This is a genomic window from Terasakiella sp. (genome assembly GCF_048267425.1).
Classification (GTDB): domain Bacteria; phylum Pseudomonadota; class Alphaproteobacteria; order Rhodospirillales; family Terasakiellaceae; genus Terasakiella.
Genome location: NZ_JBLWXN010000013.1, coordinates 21,987 through 46,808, shown reverse-complemented (window position 1 = coordinate 46,808; position 24,822 = coordinate 21,987). Strand labels below are relative to the sequence as shown.

Here is a 24,822-nt window from a genome sequence, read left to right as displayed (position 1 = left end):
CTCTTTTTATGTAAGACGTTAAACGGCTTCGCGGAAACGACCGTAGGAATAATAAGCCGCGCACGCCCCTTCGGCGGAAACCATGCAAGACCCCATCGGGTTTTCCGGTGTGCAATGGGTGCCAAACAGTTTGCAATCGGTCGGTTTTTTCATGCCGCGCAGGATAGCAGGGCATTCACAGGCTTTGTTTTCGCGCGCTGGCGGTGTTTCCACCGGGATTTGAACTTCAGCGTCAAAGGCAGCGTATTCTTCCTTAATGCGCAGGCCGGAATAGGGCACCTCGCCTAATCCACGCCATTCAAAGACACGGCGTAGTTCGAAAATTTCCGCAACCAGTTTCTTGGCTTTGGTATTGCCCATGTGGGTGACGGCGCGCAGATATTGGTTTTCGACTTCGGCGCGGCCTTCGTTTAATTGGCGAACCAGCATCAGGATGGACTGCATCACGTCCAGTGGTTCAAACCCGGAAATAACGACGGGGCGCTGAAACTCTTCCACAAAATATTCATAAGGTTGCGAACCGATAACCACACTGACATGGGCCGGGCCGAGAAATCCGTCCAACGGCACACTGCCCAAGGCACGCACATCCGGGCTTTCCAGAATGTTTTGAATGGCGGATGGGGTCAGAACGTGGTTGGACAGAATAAAGAAATTTTTAAGCCCCATCGTCTGGGCCTGCTTAATCGCCATCGCAGTCGGCGGTGTTGTGGTTTCAAACCCGATAGCAAAGAAAACGATCTTTTTATCGGGATTATTTTGTGCCAGTTCCAAGGCATCCAATGTGGAATAGACCATACGCACATCGCAACCTTCGGCCTTGGCCTTCATCAGACTGGTGAATTTGGATCCCGGGACACGCAGCATGTCGCCATAAGAACATAAAATAACATCCGAACGACGCGCATAAGCAATCGCCTGATCAATGCGTGATATGGGTAAGACGCAGACCGGACAGCCCGGCCCGTGGATCATTTTGACGTTACCGGGCAAAAGATCCTGTACACCGTAACGAAAAATGGCGTGGGTATGCCCGCCACAAAATTCCATCAGGCGGTAATCACGTGTCGGATCTACTTCGCGTGCAAGGGTCGCGGCCAGTTTTTGTGCGGTGTCCCCGTTGCGATATTCATCCACATGTTTCATGGGGCGACACTTTCGTTTTTGGTCATTTCTTCAAACAAGGCGATGGTTTTCAGGGCTTCGTCCTCGTCGATTTTGGACAGGGCATAACCGACATGAACGATGACGTAATCCCCGGGGGTGACGTCTTCCACCAAACCAAGAGAGATGGTTTTCTTTACCCCACCCAGTTCGATGATGGCCATATCGTCGTCCAATACGTCAACGACTTTGGATGGCATGGCAAGACACATTAGATTAGCTCCCGTCCCGTAGTAATTTTTGTTGTCCCAGCCATGCTTGGCCCAATGATAGGCCCGCATCGCTTAAGGGGACATGTTGATTAAGATAAACCTTTAGACCGGCTTGTTGCAATTTACGCTTTAAGCCTTGGCTGAGAATTTCGTTCAGGAAACATCCCCCCGATAAGGCAACGCAGGAAATGTTATGTTTTGTGCAGGCCTGTTCCACCCAGTCGGCAAGGGCGAAAACCAAGGTGCCATGAAATAAATTGGCTCCACTTTGTGCGGTGCGCTCACACAATGTATTCAGTAATGCCAGCAGGTTTAACTCGCCATTTTTATCCAGCTGCCAGCCTTGTGAATCAACCTCAATCCGGCTGACAAGGCTTTCCAGCATCATCGGCGCATGACCTTCATATTGTGCGATTTCACAAACACCTAATAGGCCGCAAGCCGCATCAAACAAACGGCCCATTGAGGATGTGTGTGGGGAATTCAGGCCTTTATCCAGCATCAATTTTAAGGTTTGCGTGTCATGGCCTGCAAAACGGCTGCCGATTTCATCACGGCGACCCAAGGCATGCAGGGCGCTGGCCCCCATGCGCCACGGTTCAACAGCCGCTTTGTCGCCCCCCGGTTGGGCCAAGGGGCGTAGATGCCCGATACGGGTACAGTTTAATCCATCTACCTTGAATAATTCACCCCCCCAACTTTCACCATTGTCTCCCAGGCCAAATCCGTCAAGGGCAAGACCGATCACTGGACCATCAATCTGATGTTCTGCCAGAACCGAGGCAATATGGGCATGATGATGTTGGGCGGCAAAGGTCTCAATTCCCAGACGATGAGCAAAGCGTGTGCTGGCAAAATCGGGATGCAGATCATGCACGGCAAGGATGGGATCGACTTGCAGAATTTTGCGCAAATGATCGAACGTTTCTTCCTGAAAGCGCAAGGTTGCCACGTTGTCCAAGTCCCCTATGTGTTGGGAGAGATAGGCATGGTTTGCCCGTGTCAAACAGATGGTGTTTTTCAGAAAGGCCCCCAATCCCAATATGCTGGGGGTATCCTGTGTTAAGTCGATGGGGTGCGGTGTAAATCCACGGGCCGAACGCAGGACGGTCGGACCGCTGAGGTCATGGCGCACCACGCTGTCATCCACACGGATTAGGATATCCCGGTTATGGGTGACAATAGCATCTGCGATGTTTGATAAACGGTTTTCGGCCTCGTCATTTGCAATGACCAAAGGTTCCCCACCGGGGTTTGCACTGGTCATAACAAGGGGCCGTCCCCGCAAGGCATCCATAATCAGGTAATGCAAAGGGGTGTAAGGTAGCATAACCCCGATGCGGTTTAAGTTTGGGGCAATCGTGTCTGGTAGATTACTCTTTTTTTTGCGCAATAAAACGATGGGACGTTCAGGGCTTTCCAGCAGAATTTGTTCGTTCTGATCCAGCTTGGCAAAATCGCAAATGGCCTGACAGTCTGCGACCATGATGGCAAAGGGTTTGGCGTCGCGGTTTTTGCGTTTGCGCAACTTTTCAATGGCTGTTTCGTTATGGGCATCACAAACCAGATGGAACCCACCTAATCCCTTAATGGCGAGGATTTGACCTTGGCGGATACGGTTGGCAATTTCACTGATATCCATAGAAAGACGAGGGCCGCAGTTGGGACAGCAAGTTGGCTGTGCATGAAAACGCCGATTGGTTGGATCACGGTATTCAGCTTCGCAGGCCGGGCACATTTCAAATGCAGCCATCGACGTTTGCGCCCGATCATAAGGCAGGCTGTGGGTGATGGTATAGCGTGGTCCGCAATGGGTGCAGTTTAAAAAAGGATAGCCATAACGCCGATCATTTGGATCGCGCATTTCCGACAGACAATCCGGGCAAATGGCGGCATCAGGAATGATATCTGTTTGAACGTCCCCACATTCACTTTCGCGGATCAGAAAAACGGCTTCATTTTCCTTTTTCTCAATTTCCTTTTCTTCGATGCTTTGAATGCGTGACAGGGCAGGCGCCTGTTTATGTAACGCATTGAGGAAAGCGTTTGTGGTGCTGCCTTGAACCTCAATCAACACACCTTCTTGGTCATTTAAGACCCAACCGGTCAGGCCTAAATCCCAGGCGAGTTGATAGACAAAGGGGCGAAAGCCGACCCCTTGTACCTGACCGCGCACGCGATATTGAATTCGTTTAAGATTGGGCTGCATCAACACCGGCTTTGATCCAGTCATACCATTGATCCAGCCCATCCCCGTTTTTGGAGGATAATTGGAAAATTTTCAGGTCGGGGTTGACGCGTCGCGCGTACTCAAGGCAGGCCGCTACATCAAAATCAAGATAAGGCAGCAGGTCGGTTTTGGTCAGGATCATAATATCGGCGGCGGCAAACATATCGGGATATTTGATCGGTTTATCTTCGCCTTCTGTCACTGACAGGATGGCTATTTTATGGGCTTCTCCCAAATCAAAACCGGCAGGACAAACAAGATTGCCGACATTTTCAATAAACAAGACACCTTTTTTCGGCATATCCAGACGGGATCTGGCTTGGGCAACCATGTCAGCATCCAGATGGCAACCTTTGCCCGTATTGACCTGTAAGGCTGGAACGCCGGTTTCACGGATACGATCAGCATCATTTGCGGTTTGCTGATCTCCTTCAATGACGGCAATGGGCAATTGATCTTTTAAATCCGTCAAGGTACGGGTCAACAGGGTGGTTTTACCCGATCCCGGTGAGGAAACGAGATTAAGAACGAAAATACCATCTTCCTTGAAATGGACGCGGTTGTGGGCAGCGATATGGTCGTTTTTACTCAGGATATCCTGCTCAATAGAAATCAGGCGTTTGGTTTCCATACCGGGGACAGATACGCCTGCTTCGTTTTCGCCGAAATGCATATCGTGGGGGTGATGGTGGTGGTCATGGTCATGTGAATGATCGTGATGGTGATGGTCGCACCCACATCCTTCGTCATGGCTGTGGCTGTGATCGTGTTTATGAGCGCCTTCGATTTTGGCGGTGCCGCATCCGCAAACTGTACACATTTATTCGACCTCCAGTTCTTTGACCCGCATTTCATCTCCCCCCGATATATGGAGCTTATAACTGCCACATTTGGGACATTGGGCAATGCGCGAGGCAATTTCCAATTCTTCGGCGCAGTCCACACAAATGGCTTGGCCCGGTGTTTCAACGATTTCAAGTTTGGCCCCGTCAGCGATCGTGCCTTTCATAACGGCATCAAAGCAAAAGGCCATAGCCTCAGGCTCCACATGGGAAAGCTGCCCGATTTCCAACCAGACTGTCTTGACTTTGGCAAACCCGTTTGTTTTTGCATAGTCTTCCAGAATATTCAGCACACCCTGTGTCAGCGACATTTCATGCATGTTAATTTTGTTCCTCAATCTCTACCCGGCAGGCAACACAGGGGTCCAATGCAAGGACGCTGATTTGTGCGATTTGTTTGAGCTTGTCTTCACTTGCGGCCTTTATCCCGATCAAGGCTTGTTTTAAAATTCCATTGGGGTGGAAATTCCATTCGGTCGGGGCAAGGATACGGTAGCGTGCAATTGTGTCATTTTGCGGATTAATCCAGACCCGGTGGCTAAGTTGTCCGCGTACGGCTTCGATTTGTGCATATCCTTTATAGGTGGCCTTGGTATGATAAAGGTCATTGCCCTGTTTCAACCCGCTGATATTTTTTTCAAAGTCTTCGATCATAACGGCAAGGTCGATTAATTTCGCACAAAAATAGGAAAGCGCACGATGGTCAAACTGACGCAAAAACGGGTGGCTGAGGTGGCGCATCAAGGCTCCGGTCTGACAGGGCTGTCCATCCCAAGTGGGGTAGGTGATGAATTGATCGGCATTTTCTGCGTCCATATGCAGGGCGATTTCTTCGGGGGCGAAATCCATCAATCCTTGGGTGATGGGCCAGATGATGTCGGATAAACCTTCTTGTTGCCAGTGTTTTAAACAACGTGCCGGCAGGCTGTCGGTTGTGCTAATCCAGTTCTCCAAAGCTTCCTTGTTTGGCATGTCTGCAAATTCACGTGGCGTGATTTGGAAGATTTCTGACTGCATAATTGTTTGTAAGCGGGAAAACTCACTGCTGAGTTTTGTCATGTCAGGGGCCAGTGTGCCGCCGCCGATTTTGTCATGCCCACTTTCTGTAAAAATCAGGTTTTTAAAAGAGGCGAGGGTTTGGCGGATATCGCGGATTTGTTCAATGTTTTTATCCTGTCCGGCCAATTCGGCCCAATCGATTAAAAGGCGGGTGGTATGTTCCGCGATCCCTTCCGCCAATAGCAGGAGGTGGCGTGCCGTTTTATGTGCGGGACTGGGGATATAACCCAAGGCCTGTTCCATCGCGTTGAGGGCAGCTTGATGCTGTGCGGTGCCACATAGGCTGAACAGCAAGGGAACGAAAGCGCAAGCTTCTTGCGGAGATTTCCCTTCCAGTATCCGGGCCGCCATTGTGGTCCGATTGGAGGCAATGTGAACATCCTCAACCCGGTTTTGCTGTGTGATCAGTTTCAGAACAATATGGTCTGCACCCACATTCATTTGCTTCTTTACCCCTTGTCATGCCTTCAGTCATAGACAGCAAAAGGCGTGCCATCTTTATTTCATACTTAAGTCTAGGCTTTGCAAGGTTTTGATCGGGGTGTTGAAGATGTATGTGGAAGGGAAGAGTCCGGTATATGGAAACCATTCTTCCACTTTAATGGACGGTACAGGCCATGCAAGGGTCGAACGAACGCACAATATGTTGCACGGAAACCGGATCGTCTTCCCCGGATAGGATGGGTGCACCTTCCAAGGCGCTTTCCAGTGGACCGGGTTGCCCGGCTTGATCACGGGGGGAGAAGTTCCATGTGGTTGGGGCAATGATTTGATAGTTGGTGATCTTGTTATTTTCAACGCTGATCCAGTGGCCCAATGTCCCGCGTGCCGCTTCGATAAAGGCGAAAGCATGTCCGTTCTGTGCCGGGGTAAAGGGCGTATAGAAGGGGGCGGTTGGATCGATTTGATCAATCCAGTTTTCCATCGCATCAACCAAAAAGGCCATTTCCCATGCGCGGGCAAAAATGCGGCTTTTTACCGTACTGCCTTCCTGCACATAAAGATCACAAAACAGAGGATGGCCATTGATGACGTGACGGGCCAAAGCACCGACCTCGCAGCGGTCTGACCCTAAACGCGGGGCTTTGCACCAGCTATAGGCGTTGTTTTGATCAAGGTCCGGGTCATTTTTGGCATTTTGCGGGAATTGCACGGTCGCGCCTGCCATAAAACTGTGGGAAATATCTTCATTGATTTTATCGACGGGCAAGGGGGCGAAATGTTGGTCTTTGAAAATTCCCTGTTTAAACAATTCTTTGTTTTCAAGAGGCAACCCACCACCTGCCAACAAGACCGATTGGCTTTTGCCCATTTCATGAAAGGATAAGGCTTCAGATAAATGTATGAAAAAGCCAAGGTCGCCCCGACCTTCTTTGGCCCAGGTGTGAAGGTCTGATTTGGATTTCAGGGCAAGCATGTCGTTGAGGGGGCAACCAAACAAGGTTGTTTCCAGAAAACGACGCATGCCAGTCAGGATGGTTTTAAGTTTTCGTTTTTGCGCGGCATGGACGGTCGATGTGGTGCCGCTGGGGCGCAAGGCAAGGGTATGGGGCCATTTGCCGGCCAATTCGCCCATCATGTGCAAAAAACGGTTCCGTGCGTCCAAGACTTCTGCTTGTGCGTTTCCGCGTTGTGCCTGAAACCGCAGCGCATTGTTGTGCCAGCGGCGGTTTGCATAAATATCGCGGGCAAAATCGGGCATAAAAAACAAATAAAAGTGCGTCAGATGATTGGATAGCATTTCACAGGCCAAGACCAGATTGGTGACCAGTTGCCCGTTTTTAGGGGGGCTAACGTCTGATAATTTCGCCAATGCTTGCGCAGCAGCAACGGATTGAGACACCGAACAAATACCGCAAATACGCGGTACTATCGTCAGGGCATCCATCGGGACACGATCCAGCAGGATGGTTTCCATGCCACGATACATCGGTGAATTGACCTGTGCGTCCACAACGCTGGGTCCGTTGCGGTTCAGGTCGATTTCCAAATGGCCTTCGACGCGGGAAAAAGGGCCGATGATCTTGCGTGACATAAGTATGCTCTTTGGTTTTAATTCGTGGCTTTTTTTCGGGTCGGTTGATGGACGATTTTATCGGAATGGGCATTTTCACGTACCCGTTGCGGTGTTGCGGATTTCGAAAGGGCTGCCAGTGCGACAAACCATGCCTTTGGCATATCACTGGGCAAGCCAACCGGAATACCGGCAATTTTGGCGGTTTCCAAAAAGGGTGAACCCGGATCTTCAAACCCCGGCATGGTGCAGGCAATACAGGAATATCCCCCTTGCAGACAGGACCCGGACCCGTTCCACGGTCGGATATTACAATCGCCAAGGGCTTGGGTGCCTTTGCAGCCTAAATTTTCCATCAAGCATCCTTGATCGGAATCTTCTGCGGCGCTGGCTTTGAATTCATAATATTCGTTGCGCGGACAGCCGTGGTGGGCAAGGTGACCAAAATAAGCCAGTGGCCGTCCTTCCGGGTCAAAATCCTGCGCCGATAAGCTTTCATCGGCAAGACAGGATAAGGTTTCGACAATCCAGTCGGGGTGAGGGGCGCAACCGGGAATGTTAATCACCGGCAGACCGGAACCGGATCGATAATCTTCCCCCAAAAGTCCGCCGACCTGGTTGGATTGATATTGCAGGCCGGTGGCTTCCAGCCGTTCGTCCCCCGCCATTGGGATACCGCCGTATGCCGCACAGCTGCCAACTGCCACACAGTATTTTGCCTTGTGGGCCAATTCGATCAACCAGGTGATCATGGGTTTTTCCGACCCGCCCATCATTTGATAACGACCGGTTCCGTTGGGGCCAAGCAAGGGCGTGCCTTCCACAATCAACAAATCCAGTTTGGTTTTGCCGGAAACAATGTCAATCATCAGGTCAATGACGGGGCGCCCGGAGGTTTCGCTCAGTGTCGGATGCCATAAAAAATGAAGGCCCGCGCTGTCGAATGCGTCCAGCAGGTTGGTTCCTTCATAGCCCAGTAAGGACATGGAACACCCCCCGCAAGCACCGCATTGAAGCCAGAGCGCATTTGTGTGTGACATGGTGACCTAAATCAACTTTGTTACCCGATAGTCGTGGTATCTTACTTCAGACATAGAGAAAATGTCTATGTGTCTCTTCAAACGGGGAGGACGTGATGAGGTATCTCAGTGCAGACAGCGTCTTTTATATCATTATGAAAGCACGCGAATTCGATGTGAAGGTTGAACCGGAAGGCCGTGATCGGGAGTCCGATGCAGTTGATGACGGTTGTGTGGAAATCTTGCAAGATTATGCTGATGATGCAACCGAGGCCGAACTGCATGAAGCCTTGGCAAATCTGAATGCCGATCAGTTACATGAACTGGTCGCACTCACATGGTTGGGGCGGGGCAGTTATTCCAAGGATGAATTTGGGGAGGCTTACGCGCAAGCTGTTGAAGCTGACCCGAGCGCCAAAAGCACGCCGCAATATTTAATGGGGACGCCTTTGTTATCGGACTATTTGGAAGAAGGTCTGTCCGAAATGGGTGTCTCTATCGAAGAATTTGAAATCGGGCGATTATAGCCCCCTACGATTAAGCAGGGGACTATATCGTTCTTATGCAGATTTCACGCCTTTTAGGAAGTCTTCAACGATTGAACGTAGGGATGTGGACTGGTCGTTCAATTGTGAGGAGGCATGCAAGACTTCTTTGGACGCGGCCCCCGTATCGTTAGCGGCATCATTAACATGCAAAATGTTTTGATTGACTTCCTGCGTACCGTGGGAGGCTTGTTCGATATTGCGCGCAATCTCGGATGTCGCGGCATCCTGTTCTTCAACAGCGGCGGCAACGGCGGCAGCAATTTCATTCATCTCGGTGATGATATGGTTGATTTCTGAAATGGCTTCAACCGTATCGCGGCTGACTTTTTGGATGGCACTGACGTGTGCGGCGATTTCTTCGGTTGCTCGTCCTGTTTGGGTTGCAAGGGTTTTGACTTCAGAAGCGACAACCGCAAACCCTTTGCCCGCTTCACCGGCGCGGGCGGCTTCGATGGTTGCGTTTAAGGCCAGCATATTGGTTTGATCTGCAATATCGCCAATCAGTTGGGAGGCCTCTGAAATGCGGTTGGCTGTTTCTGACAAGGTGCGAACAGTGCCTTGGCTTTCCGTTACTTTATGGGCGGCCTGTTGTGCAATCTGTGAAGATTGTGCAACTTGTTTGCCGACTTCGTGAATGGAGGCTGTCAGTTCTTCAGAAGCGGCTGCGACGGTTTCCACATTGGTTGCCGTTTGTTGAGAGGCACTAGCAACAGCGGAGGCTTGTGTGCTGGTTTGTGTGGCCGTGGCACTCATACCATTGGCGGTCATATCAAGTTGCTGTGCAGCGGATGCGACTTGCTGAAGGGCGATATTGACGCCCATGTCAAATTCGCTGGCAAGTTTTTGGATTGTACGTGCGCGTTGGCGTTGGGCCTCTTCTTCTTCACGTTGATGAGCGGCGAGTTGTTCATTCTCAATCATTTGGGCGCGGAAATATTCAACATTGTGAGCCATCTCCCCGACTTCATCGCGACGCCCCTGTAGAGGAGTAACTTCTTCCGTATGACCTTCTGCCAAGCGTTTCATTGCCAGAGATAATTGATCTACACTGTTGCTAATGTCTCTGGAAACCATAAAAGCACCCAGTGCAATGACGAGTGTTGCAACAAGAAAGATAAGGGCCTCTTGGGTGGCTTCTGCCCAGAAGGTTGCTTGAACTTCATCTAGATAAACACCCGTTCCGATCACCCATCCCCAAGGTTCAAACAGTTTGACGTAGGAGATTTTATCCACGGGGTCTTTAAATCCGGGTTTGGCCCAACGATATTCGACGCTGCCTTCCTTGGATGATTTCGCAACCTTCACAATATCCTGAAACAGCATTTTCCCATCAGGGTCTTTAAAGCCACTGACGTCCTGCCCGTTTAATTTTGGATCGGTTGGATGGACGACCATGACATGCTGTAAATCGTTGATCCAGATGTAATCTTCTTCCCCATAACGAATGGCGTTGATGGCATGGGTGGCTTCATCTTTAGCTGTCTCCAACGAAATCTCATTGGCGTTGACGCGTTTTTGTAACCCCTCAAGCAAGGTGTAAGTTGCTTCGACCATACTTTTGGCCTGTCGTTCGCGTTCTGCCAAAAGATTACCGTTTAGGGCTGTCAGGCCAAAGACGGTGATTAAGATTAAGCCGGATAAGGATATAGCCATTATCACGCCCAGCTTGCGGCCTAAGCGAATATTTCCAAGTTTCATAGCTTGGCACCTCTGCAACTGATTAAATTTAGGGGGTAGGTTATTTTTTCTTTTTTCAGTCTTAAATTGTAGGCAGGAAAGATTGATTTTTCAATCTCTCAGAGTGAAAAAAATAATAAAAACAAAGATTTATATAAATGTTTAGGATAAGTTTGAGCTGACAATAAACGTAGTTGGTTTATTGGCGTAAAATCCAGCTATCCGGGATGCCGCGCGACTTGGCTTGATCTCGTGCAGTTTCGGCCTCAAGTTGGCTCATGGGGCCGGCCAGCACACGTTGATATGTTGATCCGTTGATATCAATGGCTTTCATAAAGGCGTTATCCATGCCTGCCAGCGCAATTCGGTCTTGTGCATAAACAGGTTCCGAAAAACTACCTAAAACCACATAATATCCCGTTGCATCATTGGCTGCCGGTCCCAGCTCAATCGGGCCTGTGGGACCCGTTTCCGGGGCCAGTTCCGGGCTGTAAGGGGCACCGTGTGCGGCTTCAAAGGCCGCCATGTCATTATAAGCTGAGCTATCGTTTGCCAATTGCATCGGGGCCATATCATCGTATGAGGCTTGCAATAGGTCGGGTGAGGAGGGGCTTAGCGTATCCTGTGGGGCGGGAATAGCTTCCCCATCCAGCAGTTTTTGCAAGAGGTGTGTGTCATCCGCGACAGCAGGCTGCAATTTACCTTCCACAACCAATTGCGCAATGGAGGTCTGGTTTAACTGTCCTGTTGCCAATAATAACTGATAGTTTGCCAAACGGTGTGTATAGTCTGACGAGGTGACGGCAATGCGGACATTCAGCAATTCCAGTGCTGTATCCAAGACGGTAATAATGGTTTCTTTGCCGCTGGCCATCATGTCATAACGCGCCTGAAAGGCTTCGTGTGCGATGGCCTCTGCATCCTGAAGGGTGCGAAAGCGTTGGCGCTGGGTTTCAATGGTGGAAAAGGCGTTGCGGACCTGTTCCTCGATTTCCATATGTTTGCTGCGCAAATCCATCATCGCGGCATTATGGCGCAGGGCCGCGGCATGGGTTTGAGATTTCACCCGTCCGCCATCAAATAAGTTCCAGTTCAGTTTTAGAAGCAAGGTTGCTTCATTTTCAGAACCATCGACACCATCCACATTATATTTTGCATCGCCTGCGGCCTCAAGGTCTACACGGGGATAAAGCGCAGATTCAACCGACCCCACCCGTGCAGAAGAGGCTTCCGTCAACAAAGCGGCACTTTGCAGAACCGGATTGTGTTTACGTGCGAGGCGAATGGCTTCTTCAAGGCTTTCCGGCACCACTTCGGATGGGGTCAAAGGATCCAGCATTTTTTCCGCAGGTGGGACACGTTGAAACAGGTGATAATATCGGTTTTGGCCTTGGCGTTGTGCCCCCTGATAGGCAGCTAGGGCTTCATGTGCCTGTGCGAGACGGGCGCGTGCCTGTAACAAATCGGCATGTGACATACGCCCGACATTGGATTCAGACTCGATAAATGTTTTGATCTGTTCAACCAACTTCACGTTGGTTTGTGAAATTTCAACCAGCTTGTTTTGCAAAACCAAATTCAGGTATGCCTGTATCCCCTGAAATAAGATGCGTTGGCGGGTGTTGTCCAAGTCGACTGTGTTGCTTTTATGGTTGATTTCGGCAGACTGTTGTTCAAAGGCGCTATATTGTCCATCAAACAAGTTATAGGTTGCCGTCACGTTGGCACGGGTGCGAAAATCGTCATTGCCCGGTTGGTCGGTATGTTGATATCCGGCATCGCCACTGACAGCCAGGACAGGGGCAGACAGGGCATAGGCCGCTTTGATGTCTTCGCGTGCGGCATCAGTGAGAGAGGCTTTGGACTGAATGGCAGGATAGTTTTCCAGCAGATATTGCAGCTCACTCGCCAACGGGTTTGCCTGTAGTTCGGTACTGAACCCGATTGCGCTTAACATGACCAATGCACTGGTGGTGTTGCGCCAAAACTTTTTAAGACCCGGTCCCATATTTTGCCCTTATGGATGATTCAGATTCCCAATTGAACCCAAATTAAACCACAAGGTTTAAAATACCCTTAACATCAACGTTCACGAAAGGCCTCATCTTTCAACCGTAATAAGGGTCGGAGGAAGAAATCCAAAACACTACGTTTGCCGGTCACAATATCAACCTGTGTTTCCATGCCGGTTGTAATGGGCAGGTATAATTTTTGACCATCGCCCAAATGCGTGCGTTCGGTTGCGATAATCACACGATAAAAGGGAAGACCGTTTTCGGTTTTATCTGTATCCGGGGCAATCTGGATCACCCGACCGGGCAAAGCCCCATAACGCACAAAATCATAGGCAGATACTTTTATGTTGGCGGGCAGGCCGACTTGGACGTACCCCCGGTCTGTTGGACTGAGGCGGGCTTCAATCACAAGGCTGTCGCGCAAGGGAACCAGTTCCATGATGGGTTCGCCGGGGCGCACAACTGCACCCGTATTGGTGTATTTCAGGTTCTTGACGGTGCCGTCGATGGGGGCGCGAATGATCGTGCGTTTTTCTTGTTCTGTCGCTTCGCCAAGGACTTTTTCAATCAGGGAAATTTCGCGCGAAACTTTGCTGAGTTCTTCGGAAGCCTTGCGTCGGTATTTCAGGCGGGTTTCGCTTAAACGCGCGCGGGCTTCTTCGATATCGGCACGGGCCGCGGGGATTTCAGCATCAATGGTGCGGATTTCACCCAACAGGCTTTCAACTTGGGAACTGAGGCTCAGATACTCCGCGCGCATGCCCATCCCTTTGTTCATGGCATCTTCGGCGAGACTTTGACTTTCCCGTGTGATGGCCAGTTTATTGGTTGCAGCGGCCCGTTTGGTGCGAAAGGATTCAATCGCCAGTTCTTTTTGTTTGATTTGTTTGCGAATAACGCTGAGTTGACCGGAAAGTTCAGATCGTTTGGCCTCAAAAGTGTTTTGTTCACGCCGCACGGTTTGCGGGCGCCGCTCAGCAAGTTCAGCCGGAAAGGAAATTGCATTTTCATCTGCACTTTCCGCCATGAGACGGGCTTCCAGAAGGCGTAAACCTTCCAGCTCTGTCAATAATTCCTGCCGGTTCAGTTTCCCAACACCAAGGGTCAGTACCATCAAGGGAGCACCTTTTTTAACGGCGCTGCCTTCACGGATATTCAATTCCTTGATAATGCCACCTTCCAGATGTTGTACGGTCTTGACTTTGCTTTGCGGGACGACCTTGCCCGGTGCGATAGCCACTTCGTCGATAATGGTCGTGTTCATCCAGTACCCAAGGCCAATCAGCAAGATCAGGATGAAACGGGACGGATACAACCAAGGTGATTTTTTACGTTTGGTGATGATATCGTTCAGACGGCTCATGGGCGTGCTCCTCTCAGGCGGGAGAGAACGTCGCGGGCCTTGCCGCCAGCGCGAATTTGCCCACGTTCCAGAACCATGATGCTGTCGGCGGCTTCTAACAATGTCATGCTATGGGTTACCATAATAACGGTGCGCGATTTAGACAATTCTTTCAAAAGGCGGGCCAGTGTCATTTCCGCATTGGTGTCCAGATTATTTGAGGGTTCATCCAGCAATAGAACAACCGGGTCATTGACCAATGTGCGTGCCAGGGCAAGGCGTTGTCGCAAACCACCAGACAGATTTTCCCCATGTTCGCCGACCTGCGTGGAATAGCCGTTTTTCATGGCCATGATCTCATCATGCAAGCCAATGGTTTTTGTGGCTTTCGCGATGGTTTCGTCACTGGGGACTGTAATTCCCATCGATAGGTTGTCTTTGATCGTGCCGCTGAGCAGGCGGGTATCCTGTGGCAGATAGCCAAACCAGTTGAGTTTTTCGGCTTCGCTAAACTGGACCATATCGCCTTCGTCCAGCAAAATACGACCAGCTTGCGGGGCATATAAACCACGCATCAGTTTTAACAACGTGCTTTTCCCACTGCCGTTTGGGCCGACAATCGCGTGTAATCCGCTGGCACCAAGGCTGGCCGTAACCCCTTTCAGAACCGGGGCATTTTCCTGATCGCCAAAACTGTAGGAAACGCCTTCCAGTATCATTTTCCCTTGCGGACGTGGCAGGTCTAATGTGGCGTTTTGGCTATCTTCGGGGTAATCCAGTACTTTTTTAACACGTTGAAAAGATTGCCGCGCCGCGCTGAGTGCCTTCCATTGCAAGACGAGTTGATTAAGGGGTTGCAAGATGCGTGAAACCAGCATATTGGCGGCAATCAAGGCCCCGACGGTTAGTTCTTGATTGATAATGGCAATGGCCCCAAACCCGGTTAAGGTCACGGTAGAAGACAGCAGTAATGTTTTAGCCAGATTATGATAACGATCAGCCCGTGCGGCCTTTTGAATGGAGCTGTCAATGGTACGGGCTTGTCGCTCTTCCCAGATGGTCCCCAGATAAGACCCAAGCCCAAGAGCCTTGACCGTGGTACGATTGGCAATCATTTCAGAGACAAGAGCATCCCGGCGCATGGTTGCGCTGCGTTCTTCAGTCGTGGAACTGCGCGCTGAGAGGCTGGAAATAAAGGCCAGCAGAATGAACAGAGGAACAATAATGAATAAGGCCCATGCCAATGGCTTGGCAAGGGCGACAATCAGGATAATCCCGATCACGCTGAAAGGTAAATCAGCCAGCAGAATTGCGGCAATACCGGACAGGGCCGTTCGTATATTGTCGACATCGTGAAAAAGCGATTGCCAAAAGGCGCTGGGGCGATGTTCCAGAATACGCAAAGGAATACGGGTGAATTTTTCAAACAGGCGTTTGGCAAGGGTGGCATCAATACGCATGGCCGCATGTTGCAACAAGCCGGAACGGGCTTGGCGCAAGACAAAATCAAAAATGATGACCCCAGCCATCCCGATGACGAGGCCTTGCAAGGTGGAAAGGCCCGCTTGGGCAATCACACGGTCATAGACCTGCAATACAAAAACGGGAATGGCAAAGGCCAATATATTGATGACGAGGGTTGCGGCGAAGGTCTCGCCTAACAAGGGGAAAAGGGGGGCGAAGATACTGCGAAACAGCCCTTTTTCACCGTCTTGTTCCATGTGCTTTTATCCTTGATGTTCACTTGTTGCAACTTGCAATAACTGGCAGAAAAGAATTTAAAATCGGTTAATCAGGAGGTGCGGCGTTCCAATAAGGTGATAATTGGCAATCTTCACATAACCGATAATTGATAGATGTGGAGGGAAAGGATATACTTGCCGTCTATTGCTTGTGAAAAAAATCCACGGGCAACACCGAGATAGGATAGGCCATGCCTGAAGAGATATTATTTGATCTGAATGCATTTGGGGAAAAAGGCGTGCAACTGGCGCAGCTTGCCGGGGCCAGTGAGCCCGCGGGACAAATAGAAACCCTGAACGGCAGCCTGAGTGTACGTCGCATGGACGGGGAAATCGTCAGCTTGTCGGAAGGCGACAGTGTTTTTATGGGCGATACGCTGGAAGTTTCCGATGGTGGTAGTGTTGGTCTTATTTTTGCCGATGATACCACTGTTGCCTTGGGCGGTGGCGCCCAATTGATAATTGACGAAATGGTCTATGATCCGGTCGGGGAAAGCGGTTCAATGGCCCTGAGTATCGCCGATGGGGTTTTCTCGTTTGTCAGTGGTCAAATCGCCAAAACACAGGATGACGCGATGGTTTTAAACACACCTGTGGCGACTATTGGTATTCGAGGGACCAAAGGCGCAGGCGTGGCCGCACCTGAAGGGCAGGAAAACCAGATTACCCTGATGCCCGAGGCAGATGGTCAAATTGGCGAAATTGTGGTGCGTAATGAAGGGGGCGTTCAGGTGTTGAACCAACCCGGTCAGTCCATTGCGATGACCAGTGGGTTTGCCCCGCCACCGCCACCGATTGTGTTGAATATGGCACAAATTGAACGGATGTATGGTACGGCCTTGTCCGTTATGCCGCCCCCGCCGCATAGAGGGCGTGAAGGAAAAGGCGACAAAGACACTGGCGAGGACGCTGACGGCGAAGAGGTCAAAGCAGACGGAGACCCCCAACAAGACGGTGGCGAAGACCCCGGTGAGCAAGAGGATGGAAATGGCGAAGACCTTGCCCCGCAGGACGACAAGGTTGATGTTTTTTCCAATATGGATGAACTGATTGTGGGTGAAGAGGGCGACTTTGACCTGATCGGTGGTGATGAGGGGGATATCTTTGGACCTGCGGATAATACAGGTGATATTGGTGTTGAACCGACAGATCCTTTCAATATTCTAAGCGCGTCCCTTGATCCGGTTGTGCCGCAAACAACGACAGATACAACCAATCCTAAAACAACGACCACACCCACAAATACAACATCATTAAATGAGGTTTCCGGCACCAGTGCGCCAGAACAGGTTGTCGGCACGGACAGTGCGGATTCAATACTGGCCGGGGACGGTAACGATTGGATCGTCGGGGAACAAGGGAATGATACCATTTTGGGGGAAGGCGGCGACGATATCATTTATGGCGATGGTCCCATTATCGGGCGGGTTTCCACAAATGATCAAGGTCAGGAAATAACCAGCGGCGGTGATATGGATATCGGAAATTACCGGATCACCAGTAATAATGAAGACCAGATTGCCTATACGACGATTGAAGCACTGGATGCAAACGACACCAATGGATATGGCGATGTCTATGTACGCGATTTGAATAAAGTCGGTGATGCCGGTGGTTCGTACACATTGGTGTCCAAAAAAGCAGACGGGACGACCTCAACCACAGGCGGGTCATATAATGCGCAAATGTCCGGGGACGGGCGCTATGTGTTTTTTACCAGCAATGCAACCGATTTGGTGGTTTCATCCAGTGACACCAACGCACAGATTTATCGTTACGAGATTGCCACCGAAACATTGGTGAAAGTGTCGGTTGATGAGGATGGTGTAACCGAAGCAAGTAGTTGGGTGGACCAATATTCTGTTTCCGACGACGGCAATCTGGTTGCTTTTTCGACAGCGGCGACAAACCTTGACCCCAATGATGCAACTGGCGGTATCGACGTCTATTTAAAGAACCTGACGACGGGGACCTTGACCCTTGTTAGTAAGGAAACAGGCGGCAGTGCAGATGGCACCCTTGATTCTTTTCAGCCGACAATTACCGGGGACGGACAATATGTGATTTATTCCAGCTGGGCCGATGAACTGGTCGCCAGTGACGGGAATGGCAATCAAGATATCTTTATTTATAAAATTTCAGATGGTACCACGACGCGCGCCTCGCTCAGTACAGGCGGTGGCGAGGCCACAGGCGGGAATTCCTATGAACCGGGAGTGTCTTCTGATGGGCGTTTTATTGTTTTCCAAAGTGATGCGACAAATCTGGACGGGGGCGCGGATAGCGGCGCGTTCAGCGATGTATTTTTACGTGATACATTGAGCGATACAACGGTGAAAGTGACCGAAAAAGCAGGCGGTGGTGAGTCCGACAATGGCAGTTATTCCCCATCGGTATCCGATGATGGTCGCTATGTTGTCTTTCATTCCAACGCAACGGACCTGTTAGGCTTTAGTGATCCGGACGGGATAAATGGCGATATCTTTATTAAGGACATGCTGACAGGGGATGTGCGTTCAGTTAGCAAAGCTTTGGGCAGTGATCCAACGGGGGTTGATACGCATAATGCGCATATTTCTGGGGATGGGAAAATGATTATGTTTATCTCTGGCGACACAGGGTTACTGAATACTAAGACGAGTTCAATGCATGATGTCTTTATTGCGTCCAATCCGTTTTTAACAGACAGCAATGGCGGGGCGGATTTGATTGATGGCGGGGCCGGAAACGATACCATTTGGGGTGGTGCGGGTGCAGATACCCTGACAGGCGGGGCTGGCAACGATATTTTCTATTTCCGTTTTGGGGATGGAGATGATGTCATTACTGATTTTACCAGTGGAGAGGACAGAATCGCCTTGGATACCGCAACATTTCAGATTGCTCCGGGTACCATGACTTTTGAACAAATTACAGGCACCTATGACGGGACAAATGCGGCCAGCGGTGCCAATGTGGTGGTTGATGACACAGGTAATCTGTATGTTGACACCAATGGCACCGCCAGTGGCGGCTATTCTGTTGTTGCCAATATCGGTGCCGGGACAGCCATCAACGCCAGCGATATTGACGAGGCAAATTAGTTTAAAGTTTGGACCATTGGGTCAAGACGCGTGCCATTGCCCCGGTCAGTTTATCCAGTTCATCATCACTGATGGTAAAGGCGGGTGTCATATAGATGATGTCACGAAACGGGCGTAACCATACGCCTTCTTCGATGAAGCGTTCTTTCAACCAATTGCTATCCTTGATATCCCAGACTTGAACAACCCCGATTGCACCCAGAATGCGAATGTCACGTACCCCCTTGATAGACTGCATGGGGGTAAGGGCATTGCGCAGTTTGCGATTGATATGTTGCACCTGTTCGAGACGGGGTTCCTGATCGAACAAGTCCAAACTTGCATTGGCGGCGGCACAGGCCAGCGGATTGGCCATATAGGTGGGACCGTGTTGTAAAGCATCATCAAAGCTGTCACTGAGGAAAGCTTCGAAAATATGATCGCGGGCAACCGCACAAGCCAGTGGTAACATACCGGCGCTTAAGGCTTTGGACAGGCAAATGATATCGGGCACAATGTCAGCCTGATCGATGGCAAACATGGTGCCAGTGCGTCCGAACCCTGTAAAAATTTCATCAACGATAAACAAAATGTCGTGCTTTCGCGCTGTTTCGCACATGTTTTTCAAGACATCCGGGCTGAACATTTTCATACCACCTGCACCTTGAACCAATGGTTCGGTGATGACAGCGGCAATCTCGCCTTTGTGTTTGGCAAGAAAGGCATCGAATTCTTGAAGCTGATTTTGGCTGCGCGGTACATCGACGACAAACTGGTCGAATAAAACATCGTTAAAGACGTGATGCATACCTTCTTCCGGGTCGGCAATGGACATGCAACCCAATGTGTCTCCGTGATATCCGTCTTTGAAAGAGACGAACTTGGAGCGTCCCTTTTGCCCTTTATTAATCCAGTATTGAATGGACATTTTCATGGCGACTTCAACCGAAACAGAACCGGAGTCGACATAAAAGACACGGTTTAAATCACCGGGTAGCATATCGGACAGACGTTTTGCCAGTTTTAACGCCGGTTCGTGGTTGAGGCCGCCAAACATCACATGGGGCATGACATCAACCTGATCCTTGATCGCTTGTGACACATGGGGATGGTTATACCCATGACAAGCCGTCCACCACGAGGCGATACCGTCCACCAGTTCACGCCCGTCTTCAAGGGTAATGGTGCAGCCTTGTGTGGATTTTGCCGCCAAGGGGGGCAAGGCCGTTTTCATTTGACTGTATGGAAGCCAAATGTGAGGAAAACCGTCGGTGAACCATTTGGGCTGTGTCATTTTAATGCGCGTCCTGTTTTCGAAGGAATGTGAAAAGCCTATGATGTTGGTAACGTAAACAAGTGGTGTGATGCAAGGTCTGTGTTTTTACAGAAGAAACCCCGCGCAGACAGGCGGGGTTTTGATTTGCAAAAGATATTTACGATCCATTTGTTATAGGTGGTGATCTTGATCCAGTGCTTCGGGATACTCATTGGCGAAGGATTTTTGTGCATCGTTTAAGGCTGTGGTCAGGGCTGTTAGAATTTCGTCACTGGAAACATTTCGTCCGGCAAGAGATAGATCGGAAATGACTTTTTCGATTAAGTTACCATCACCGGCTTCTTCCAAATCAAGTTGTGCGGCTTCAATGGCATAGTTTTGAGCTTCTTCGCCTTGCAGGCCTAATTTTTCGGCAACCCATGTGCCAAAAAGGCGGTCACGTCTTGCACGGATTTTAAAATTTTGTTCTTCATCCAATTTATACTGGGCTTCAAATGCCTGTTCACGTTCCCGGATTGTGCGTGCAATGTCACTCATTGATATTCCCCATTTCATATTGTGATTATAGTCTTATAAAAAATATATGCATTTCGCTGGTCAAGACAAGGGACTATGCGATAATGAAAGGCAAATTAAACGAAAAGATTGAATGACATGTGTACTGTTGTCCTGTTACGCCGCCCCGACCATGACTGGCCCCTTTTATTGGGGGCAAACCGGGATGAAATGAAAGATCGTCCGTGGTCGCCACCGGATCGTCATTGGCCGGAATATCCCCACGTCATTGCGGGGTGTGATGAACTGGCGGGCGGAACCTGGATGGGCATCAACGATGATGGGGTCGTGGCCTGTGTCTTGAACCGGGTGGGGACATTGGGCGCCCATCCTGATTTTCGATCCCGTGGGGAATTGCCGTTGGAAGCCCTGGATCATGCCGAAGCCGATTTAGCGGCAGAATCACTGGAAGATTTAAACCCCGAAGCCTATCGCCCATTCAATATGCTTATTGCGGACCATGAAAGCGCATGGTGGATTAAAAATGATGGTTTGCAAATTCAGACCGATCAAATCCCGGATGGTTTGTCGATGTTGTCGGCACATGATTTAAACGATACCAAACATTCAGACCGTTTGAAGCTGCATCTGCCACGGTTTCGAAGCGCCCCGGCCCCTGAGCCGGAAAATGATGACTGGATGGCGTGGCAAGCCCTGTTAGGCAGCCGTAAAAGTTTGGAAAATCCGCGCAGCGCGATGCAAATTGAAACGGATTTTGGTTTTCAAACCGTTTCGTCTTCTTTGCTTGCTTTACCAAAACCGTGGCAGAAAGATCGTAAGCCCATTTGGAAGTTTTGCAGCGGCAAGCCATCGGAGATGGAGTTTATGACCGTGGATTTGGAAAAATAGCGTCTTAATCCAGATCCGCAATGCGCATGACATGAATTTCAAATGTTTGCCAAACATTGCCTTTGGTATAAGGGTCATCTGCCAGCCATTGATCAAGGGCTTCGCGGCTGTCAATTTCAACGTAAAGGCTGGAGCCGATCATTTGATCATGTTCATCCAGTATGGCCCCGCCGATTAACAGGGTGCCGTCGGCTTTTGCCTTGCGTGCACGTTCAAAATGGGCAGGACGGGCGGCAAGTCGACGATCCATTGCATCAGGGTCGGTGCCATCGTGTGCGATAATAAGAAATTGCATTAAGGGAATCCTTTTAAAGAAAATCTGGTTTTTATGATCATATACGATTAAATAGTTTCAATGGAAAGTTTTTCACCGACAACACGTGCCGCCTTTTGGATGGTCTTTTTTTGTTTCACGATGGCCTGCCTGTCCGGCATGATCCGCCATCTATCCGGTACGATACCTGCGTTGGAGATGGTTTTTTTCCGTAATTTTTTCGGTTGGCTGTTTATGTTGCCGTTGGTGGCACGTGCTGGTTTTTCCATTTTAAAGACAAAACGGATCAAGCTGCATGGTGTTCGTGCCTTATTGGGTACCGCAGCCATGTCGTGTTGGTTTATCGGCGTAACCCTGATCCCGTTATCGGAAGCCACGGCCCTTGGGTTTACCGTTCCTTTATTTACAACATTGGGGGCGGCGTTGATTTTGGGTGAAACGGTGCGTATCCATCGTTGGGTTGCGTTGATGATCGGCTTTTTGGGCGCCCTTGTGATTATTCGCCCGGGAATTGAACAAATTGAAATTGGGACGTTAATCGTTCTGGCCTCGGCTGTTTTTATTTCGTCTGCGGTTTTGATGGTCAAACATCTATCGTCTTCTGAACATCCTATGACCATTGTGTTTTATATGGGATTATTTATGTCGCCCTTGTCCCTGATCGGGGCTGTTGGCGTGTGGGTCTGGCCCGAACCGGAACATTACATATGGCTGGTTGGCATGGGGGTGTTTGCTTCAAGCGGGCAAATCGGTATGGCAAAGGCCATGAAGCTGGTAGATGCATCGGTTTCCATGCCCTTTAATTTCAGCCATATGATCTTTGCGTCTTTTATCGGCTTCTTCTTTTTTAATGAGGCCATAGATGTATGGGCATGGGTGGGCGCGGTGATTATTTTCACCTCAACCCTTTATATTGTGCGCAGGGAAGCCAAGTTGGCGAAACAGAAATCCCAACAGGTTTTGCCTGAAGTTTAGTTTGCTTCATCCAGTCCCGGGTCACCAATGTCATCGCTGAGGGCTTCGATGTCCTGTTCGGGGACGGTGGACATTTCCATGAAGTAAGCGAGGAACCACAGCAAGGCAACGCCCAGCAACCAAAAGAGAATTTGCCATGCCCAGATGGAAGGGATGCCGAAGGCCCAACCGTCCCGTCCCGCGTTTGGGGCACCGAAGATATCGTTCCCGACGACAACGCCGGGACCAATGGCAAAGAAAACCCAGATAAGTGTCAGCCCCCATGCCAGTGGGATCAAACGGCGTTTGTTTGGGGTCAAGGTGGCGTGCTCTTTTAAAAAACGGTGATAACTGGCCTTATGGCTATCTTCTGCTTCGTCTTGTGATCGAAGGGAAAGTGTGACACAGACAATCAGGTTTAAGGCAATGCCCCATCCCCCGCTGTGGATGGTCAGGGGCCAGCGTCCCCAGAAATCCAGACCAATGGCATGAAGTAGGGAGACACCGAGGTTATCGGTAAAGAAAACGCCGAGAAGACCCGCAATCAGCCCTGCGCTAATGCCGCGTGCGCTAAACCATTTAAACCAGCAAATCCCCAGCAATGCGGGCCACATTTGCAACCCGAAGGCCACCGCCATCCCGCCCAGCAAGACAAGGGTGTCTTTGTTCATTAAGGCGACAACGAGGGCGGCCAGCAAGATCAGAAGGACGCAGACGCGGGCAACAAATTTTTGGATACTGTGTCCGGCTTGGGGTTGAAGGCGATGTTTGTACACATCACGGGTGAGCATGGCCCCGGCGGTTGACATATAGGCCGCCCCGGCAGATTGCATCCCGGCAAGGGCACAGACACCAAGGAAGGCGACCAGCCAAGGCATCTGGTCCTGTACCATTGTCAGCAGATAAGGGACCAGGGTATCGGGAATATCCGAAATTTCCGGTGTTAAAATCCAGTCAATCGGCACGCCACTTCCGGCGAGTGACGGGGTTGCCCCCAGTAAATGCGTACTCATGCCCTGTGCGGTGGAGACAATAAACAGGATACCGCCCAAGATCAGGCCGGAAACCCAGACTTGTTGGGGGGCAAAAGGTTTGGGCGTATTGTTGCCAAAGCTCCACATCGAAAAGGCAGGGGAGGCCTGAACGCCAAGCATGGCCATCAAGAAGGTCAGGATCATCATTCCAGTCCAGGGACCACCGGTATCGGCGGTTTCAGAAACGCCGCTGACAGGTTGCATCATGCCGGGTACAGCAAGGTAGGAGTTATAATCACCGCCACCGGCCCCTTTGGTCGTTCCCCACAGGCCAAATTCGGAATTTCCCATACGTTCGAGGCTGGTGAGCAGATTATCCACCCCGCCAATGGCATAGATGGCAATGGCTCCGGTTAAGATGACGCCAACAGCCAACAAGATACATTGAATGCTGTCTGCATAAGCGACCGCGCGCATTCCCCCATAGACGACATAAAGAAAGACCGCAACAGCGAGTAATAACGTGCCAGCGGTCGTGCTGATCAAGCCATCGGATAAAACGTTGAACAGATATCCGGCAGCGCCCAATTGCACACCCATGAAAGGGACGGTGAACAGAACGGCAACCACAACGGTGAGAAAACGGATGCGATCACATTGATAATAATCGCTGAGCATTTCCCCCGGTGTGACATAGCCAAAACGTTTCCCCAACATCCATTGGCGTTTTAGAAAGACAATACCTGTCAGGGGAATGACGATGGTGAAAAATGAAATATAGGCATAGGGAAAACCGTCGCGATAAATCATCGCGGGATGACCAAGAAAGGTCCAGCCGGAAAAAGATATGGCGGTGGCTGCCAGTACAAAAACCCAAACCGGCAAACTGCGTCCGGCCAGAAAATAATCGCTTGCGGTGCGGGCCATGCGTGCGCCTCGGATCCCCAGATAGACGCAATAAGCCCAATATAATGCAACAAACGCAAGCAACCAAAGTAGCTTCTCGTTCAAACC

20 protein-coding genes are annotated in these 24,822 nt (G+C 50.3%); 4 read left to right on the top strand and 16 right to left on the bottom strand.

The annotated features are described in order from the left end of the window. Nucleotides 1-18 precede the first annotated feature (18 nt). The 8 genes from hypD to ACN0VA_RS16095 all read right to left on the bottom strand — a co-directional run bounded on the left by hypD (nucleotide 19) and on the right by ACN0VA_RS16095 (nucleotide 8,561). Nucleotides 19-1,146, bottom strand: a complete 1,128-nt coding sequence (gene hypD / locus ACN0VA_RS16130; RefSeq protein WP_417822154.1) for a hydrogenase formation protein HypD — start codon at nucleotides 1,144-1,146, stop codon at nucleotides 19-21. Then, nucleotides 1,143-1,376, bottom strand: a complete 234-nt coding sequence (locus ACN0VA_RS16125) for a HypC/HybG/HupF family hydrogenase formation chaperone (protein WP_417822153.1) — start codon at nucleotides 1,374-1,376, stop codon at nucleotides 1,143-1,145. The genes hypD and ACN0VA_RS16125 overlap by 4 nt, the downstream gene beginning before the upstream one ends. 4 nt (nucleotides 1,377-1,380) lie before the next feature. After that, the gene (gene hypF, locus ACN0VA_RS16120) at nucleotides 1,381-3,609 is read right to left on the bottom strand and encodes a carbamoyltransferase HypF (protein ID WP_417822152.1); all 2,229 of its coding nucleotides are present in this window, start codon (nucleotides 3,607-3,609) and stop codon (nucleotides 1,381-1,383) included. Continuing rightward, complete coding sequence (gene hypB, locus ACN0VA_RS16115) at nucleotides 3,569-4,426, bottom strand: hydrogenase nickel incorporation protein HypB (protein ID WP_417822151.1); 858 nt, start codon at nucleotides 4,424-4,426, stop codon at nucleotides 3,569-3,571. The genes hypF and hypB overlap by 41 nt, the downstream gene beginning before the upstream one ends. After that, nucleotides 4,427-4,768 carry a hydrogenase maturation nickel metallochaperone HypA gene (hypA, locus tag ACN0VA_RS16110; RefSeq protein WP_417822150.1) on the bottom strand — a complete coding sequence of 114 codons (342 nt, stop codon included), beginning with the start codon at nucleotides 4,766-4,768 and terminating at the stop codon, nucleotides 4,427-4,429. 1 nt (nucleotide 4,769) lies between these two features. Further along, complete coding sequence (locus ACN0VA_RS16105) at nucleotides 4,770-5,948, bottom strand: nickel-dependent hydrogenase large subunit (protein ID WP_417822149.1); 1,179 nt, start codon at nucleotides 5,946-5,948, stop codon at nucleotides 4,770-4,772. 157 nt (nucleotides 5,949-6,105) lie between these two features. Beyond that, entirely contained in the window at nucleotides 6,106-7,542 is a 1,437-nt protein-coding gene (locus ACN0VA_RS16100) for a nickel-dependent hydrogenase large subunit (RefSeq protein ID WP_417822148.1), read from the bottom strand. Between the two features lie 17 nt (nucleotides 7,543-7,559). Next, nucleotides 7,560-8,561: a HupU protein gene (locus ACN0VA_RS16095; protein ID WP_417822147.1), complete on the bottom strand. Its 1,002-nt coding sequence runs from the start codon at nucleotides 8,559-8,561 to the stop codon at nucleotides 7,560-7,562. Nucleotides 8,562-8,656: 95 nt separating this feature from the next. Between ACN0VA_RS16095 and ACN0VA_RS16090 the strand changes: the two genes are divergently transcribed. After that, the gene (locus ACN0VA_RS16090; protein WP_417822146.1) at nucleotides 8,657-9,067 is read left to right on the top strand and encodes a DUF3775 domain-containing protein; all 411 of its coding nucleotides are present in this window, start codon (nucleotides 8,657-8,659) and stop codon (nucleotides 9,065-9,067) included. Nucleotides 9,068-9,100: 33 nt separating this feature from the next. Here ACN0VA_RS16090 and ACN0VA_RS16085 read toward each other — a convergent pair whose 3' ends face one another. The 4 genes from ACN0VA_RS16085 to ACN0VA_RS16070 all read right to left on the bottom strand — a co-directional run bounded on the left by ACN0VA_RS16085 (nucleotide 9,101) and on the right by ACN0VA_RS16070 (nucleotide 15,843). After that, nucleotides 9,101-10,786, bottom strand: coding sequence for a methyl-accepting chemotaxis protein (locus ACN0VA_RS16085; protein ID WP_417822145.1), 1,686 nt, complete (start codon nucleotides 10,784-10,786; stop codon nucleotides 9,101-9,103). 178 nt (nucleotides 10,787-10,964) lie between these two features. Next, the gene (locus ACN0VA_RS16080; protein ID WP_417822144.1) at nucleotides 10,965-12,773 is read right to left on the bottom strand and encodes a TolC family protein; all 1,809 of its coding nucleotides are present in this window, start codon (nucleotides 12,771-12,773) and stop codon (nucleotides 10,965-10,967) included. A 74-nt stretch (nucleotides 12,774-12,847) separates the two neighbouring features. Then, nucleotides 12,848-14,143, bottom strand: a complete 1,296-nt coding sequence (locus ACN0VA_RS16075; protein ID WP_417822143.1) for an HlyD family type I secretion periplasmic adaptor subunit — start codon at nucleotides 14,141-14,143, stop codon at nucleotides 12,848-12,850. Then, nucleotides 14,140-15,843 (bottom strand): peptidase domain-containing ABC transporter, encoded by a 1,704-nt coding sequence (locus ACN0VA_RS16070; protein ID WP_417822142.1) that lies wholly within the window; start codon nucleotides 15,841-15,843, stop codon nucleotides 14,140-14,142. Before ACN0VA_RS16070 ends, ACN0VA_RS16075 begins: the two co-directional genes overlap by 4 nt. Before the next feature lie 212 nt (nucleotides 15,844-16,055). Between ACN0VA_RS16070 and ACN0VA_RS16065 the strand changes: the two genes are divergently transcribed. Continuing rightward, nucleotides 16,056-18,947: a hypothetical protein gene (locus ACN0VA_RS16065; protein WP_417822141.1), complete on the top strand. Its 2,892-nt coding sequence runs from the start codon at nucleotides 16,056-16,058 to the stop codon at nucleotides 18,945-18,947. A gap of 1 nt (nucleotide 18,948) precedes the next feature. Here the strand turns inward: ACN0VA_RS16065 and ACN0VA_RS16060 are convergent, their stop codons facing one another. Together ACN0VA_RS16060 and ACN0VA_RS16055 are read right to left on the bottom strand one after the other, a co-directional pair. Beyond that, the gene (locus ACN0VA_RS16060) at nucleotides 18,949-20,220 is read right to left on the bottom strand and encodes an adenosylmethionine--8-amino-7-oxononanoate transaminase (protein WP_417822140.1); all 1,272 of its coding nucleotides are present in this window, start codon (nucleotides 20,218-20,220) and stop codon (nucleotides 18,949-18,951) included. 153 nt (nucleotides 20,221-20,373) lie between these two features. Continuing rightward, the gene (locus ACN0VA_RS16055; protein WP_417822139.1) at nucleotides 20,374-20,739 is read right to left on the bottom strand and encodes a DUF1476 domain-containing protein; all 366 of its coding nucleotides are present in this window, start codon (nucleotides 20,737-20,739) and stop codon (nucleotides 20,374-20,376) included. A 117-nt stretch (nucleotides 20,740-20,856) separates the two neighbouring features. On the opposite strand from ACN0VA_RS16055, the gene ACN0VA_RS16050 reads away from it, so the two are divergent. Then, nucleotides 20,857-21,606: an NRDE family protein gene (locus tag ACN0VA_RS16050; protein ID WP_417822138.1), complete on the top strand. Its 750-nt coding sequence runs from the start codon at nucleotides 20,857-20,859 to the stop codon at nucleotides 21,604-21,606. Between the two features lie 4 nt (nucleotides 21,607-21,610). Here ACN0VA_RS16050 and ACN0VA_RS16045 read toward each other — a convergent pair whose 3' ends face one another. Then, nucleotides 21,611-21,901 (bottom strand): YciI family protein, encoded by a 291-nt coding sequence (locus tag ACN0VA_RS16045; protein WP_417822137.1) that lies wholly within the window; start codon nucleotides 21,899-21,901, stop codon nucleotides 21,611-21,613. A 60-nt stretch (nucleotides 21,902-21,961) separates the two neighbouring features. Here ACN0VA_RS16045 and ACN0VA_RS16040 point away from each other — a divergent pair, with 60 nt between their 5' ends. Continuing rightward, the gene (locus ACN0VA_RS16040; protein ID WP_417822136.1) at nucleotides 21,962-22,855 is read left to right on the top strand and encodes a DMT family transporter; all 894 of its coding nucleotides are present in this window, start codon (nucleotides 21,962-21,964) and stop codon (nucleotides 22,853-22,855) included. Here the strand turns inward: ACN0VA_RS16040 and ACN0VA_RS16035 are convergent. Continuing rightward, nucleotides 22,852-24,819 carry a sodium:solute symporter family protein gene (locus tag ACN0VA_RS16035; RefSeq protein ID WP_417822135.1) on the bottom strand — a complete coding sequence of 656 codons (1,968 nt, stop codon included), beginning with the start codon at nucleotides 24,817-24,819 and terminating at the stop codon, nucleotides 22,852-22,854. The two genes, ACN0VA_RS16040 and ACN0VA_RS16035, sit on opposite strands and share 4 nt — an antisense overlap. Nucleotides 24,820-24,822: the final 3 nt, after the last annotated feature.

Bases quoted from the DNA above. Each gene is read 5' to 3' on its own strand.
- ACN0VA_RS16070 (WP_417822142.1), bottom strand. From the start codon at position 15,843: ATGGAACAAGACGGTGAAAAAGGGCTGTTTCGCAGTATCTTCGCCCCC.
- hypD (WP_417822154.1), bottom strand. From the start codon at position 1,146: ATGAAACATGTGGATGAATATCGCAACGGGGACACCGCACAAAAACTG.
- ACN0VA_RS16085 (WP_417822145.1), bottom strand. From the start codon at position 10,786: ATGAAACTTGGAAATATTCGCTTAGGCCGCAAGCTGGGCGTGATAATG.
- ACN0VA_RS16095 (WP_417822147.1), bottom strand. From the start codon at position 8,561: ATGTCACACACAAATGCGCTCTGGCTTCAATGCGGTGCTTGCGGGGGG.
- ACN0VA_RS16060 (WP_417822140.1), bottom strand. From the start codon at position 20,220: ATGACACAGCCCAAATGGTTCACCGACGGTTTTCCTCACATTTGGCTT.
- ACN0VA_RS16075 (WP_417822143.1), bottom strand. From the start codon at position 14,143: ATGAGCCGTCTGAACGATATCATCACCAAACGTAAAAAATCACCTTGG.
- ACN0VA_RS16065 (WP_417822141.1), top strand. From the start codon at position 16,056: ATGCCTGAAGAGATATTATTTGATCTGAATGCATTTGGGGAAAAAGGC.
- hypB (WP_417822151.1), bottom strand. From the start codon at position 4,426: ATGTGTACAGTTTGCGGATGCGGCACCGCCAAAATCGAAGGCGCTCAT.
- ACN0VA_RS16100 (WP_417822148.1), bottom strand. From the start codon at position 7,542: ATGTCACGCAAGATCATCGGCCCTTTTTCCCGCGTCGAAGGCCATTTG.
- hypA (WP_417822150.1), bottom strand. From the start codon at position 4,768: ATGCATGAAATGTCGCTGACACAGGGTGTGCTGAATATTCTGGAAGAC.
- ACN0VA_RS16080 (WP_417822144.1), bottom strand. From the start codon at position 12,773: ATGGGACCGGGTCTTAAAAAGTTTTGGCGCAACACCACCAGTGCATTG.
- ACN0VA_RS16125 (WP_417822153.1), bottom strand. From the start codon at position 1,376: ATGTGTCTTGCCATGCCATCCAAAGTCGTTGACGTATTGGACGACGAT.
- ACN0VA_RS16045 (WP_417822137.1), bottom strand. From the start codon at position 21,901: ATGCAATTTCTTATTATCGCACACGATGGCACCGACCCTGATGCAATG.
- ACN0VA_RS16105 (WP_417822149.1), bottom strand. From the start codon at position 5,948: ATGAATGTGGGTGCAGACCATATTGTTCTGAAACTGATCACACAGCAA.
- ACN0VA_RS16050 (WP_417822138.1), top strand. From the start codon at position 20,857: ATGTGTACTGTTGTCCTGTTACGCCGCCCCGACCATGACTGGCCCCTT.
- hypF (WP_417822152.1), bottom strand. From the start codon at position 3,609: ATGACTGGATCAAAGCCGGTGTTGATGCAGCCCAATCTTAAACGAATT.
- ACN0VA_RS16090 (WP_417822146.1), top strand. From the start codon at position 8,657: ATGAGGTATCTCAGTGCAGACAGCGTCTTTTATATCATTATGAAAGCA.
- ACN0VA_RS16040 (WP_417822136.1), top strand. From the start codon at position 21,962: ATGGAAAGTTTTTCACCGACAACACGTGCCGCCTTTTGGATGGTCTTT.
- ACN0VA_RS16055 (WP_417822139.1), bottom strand. From the start codon at position 20,739: ATGAGTGACATTGCACGCACAATCCGGGAACGTGAACAGGCATTTGAA.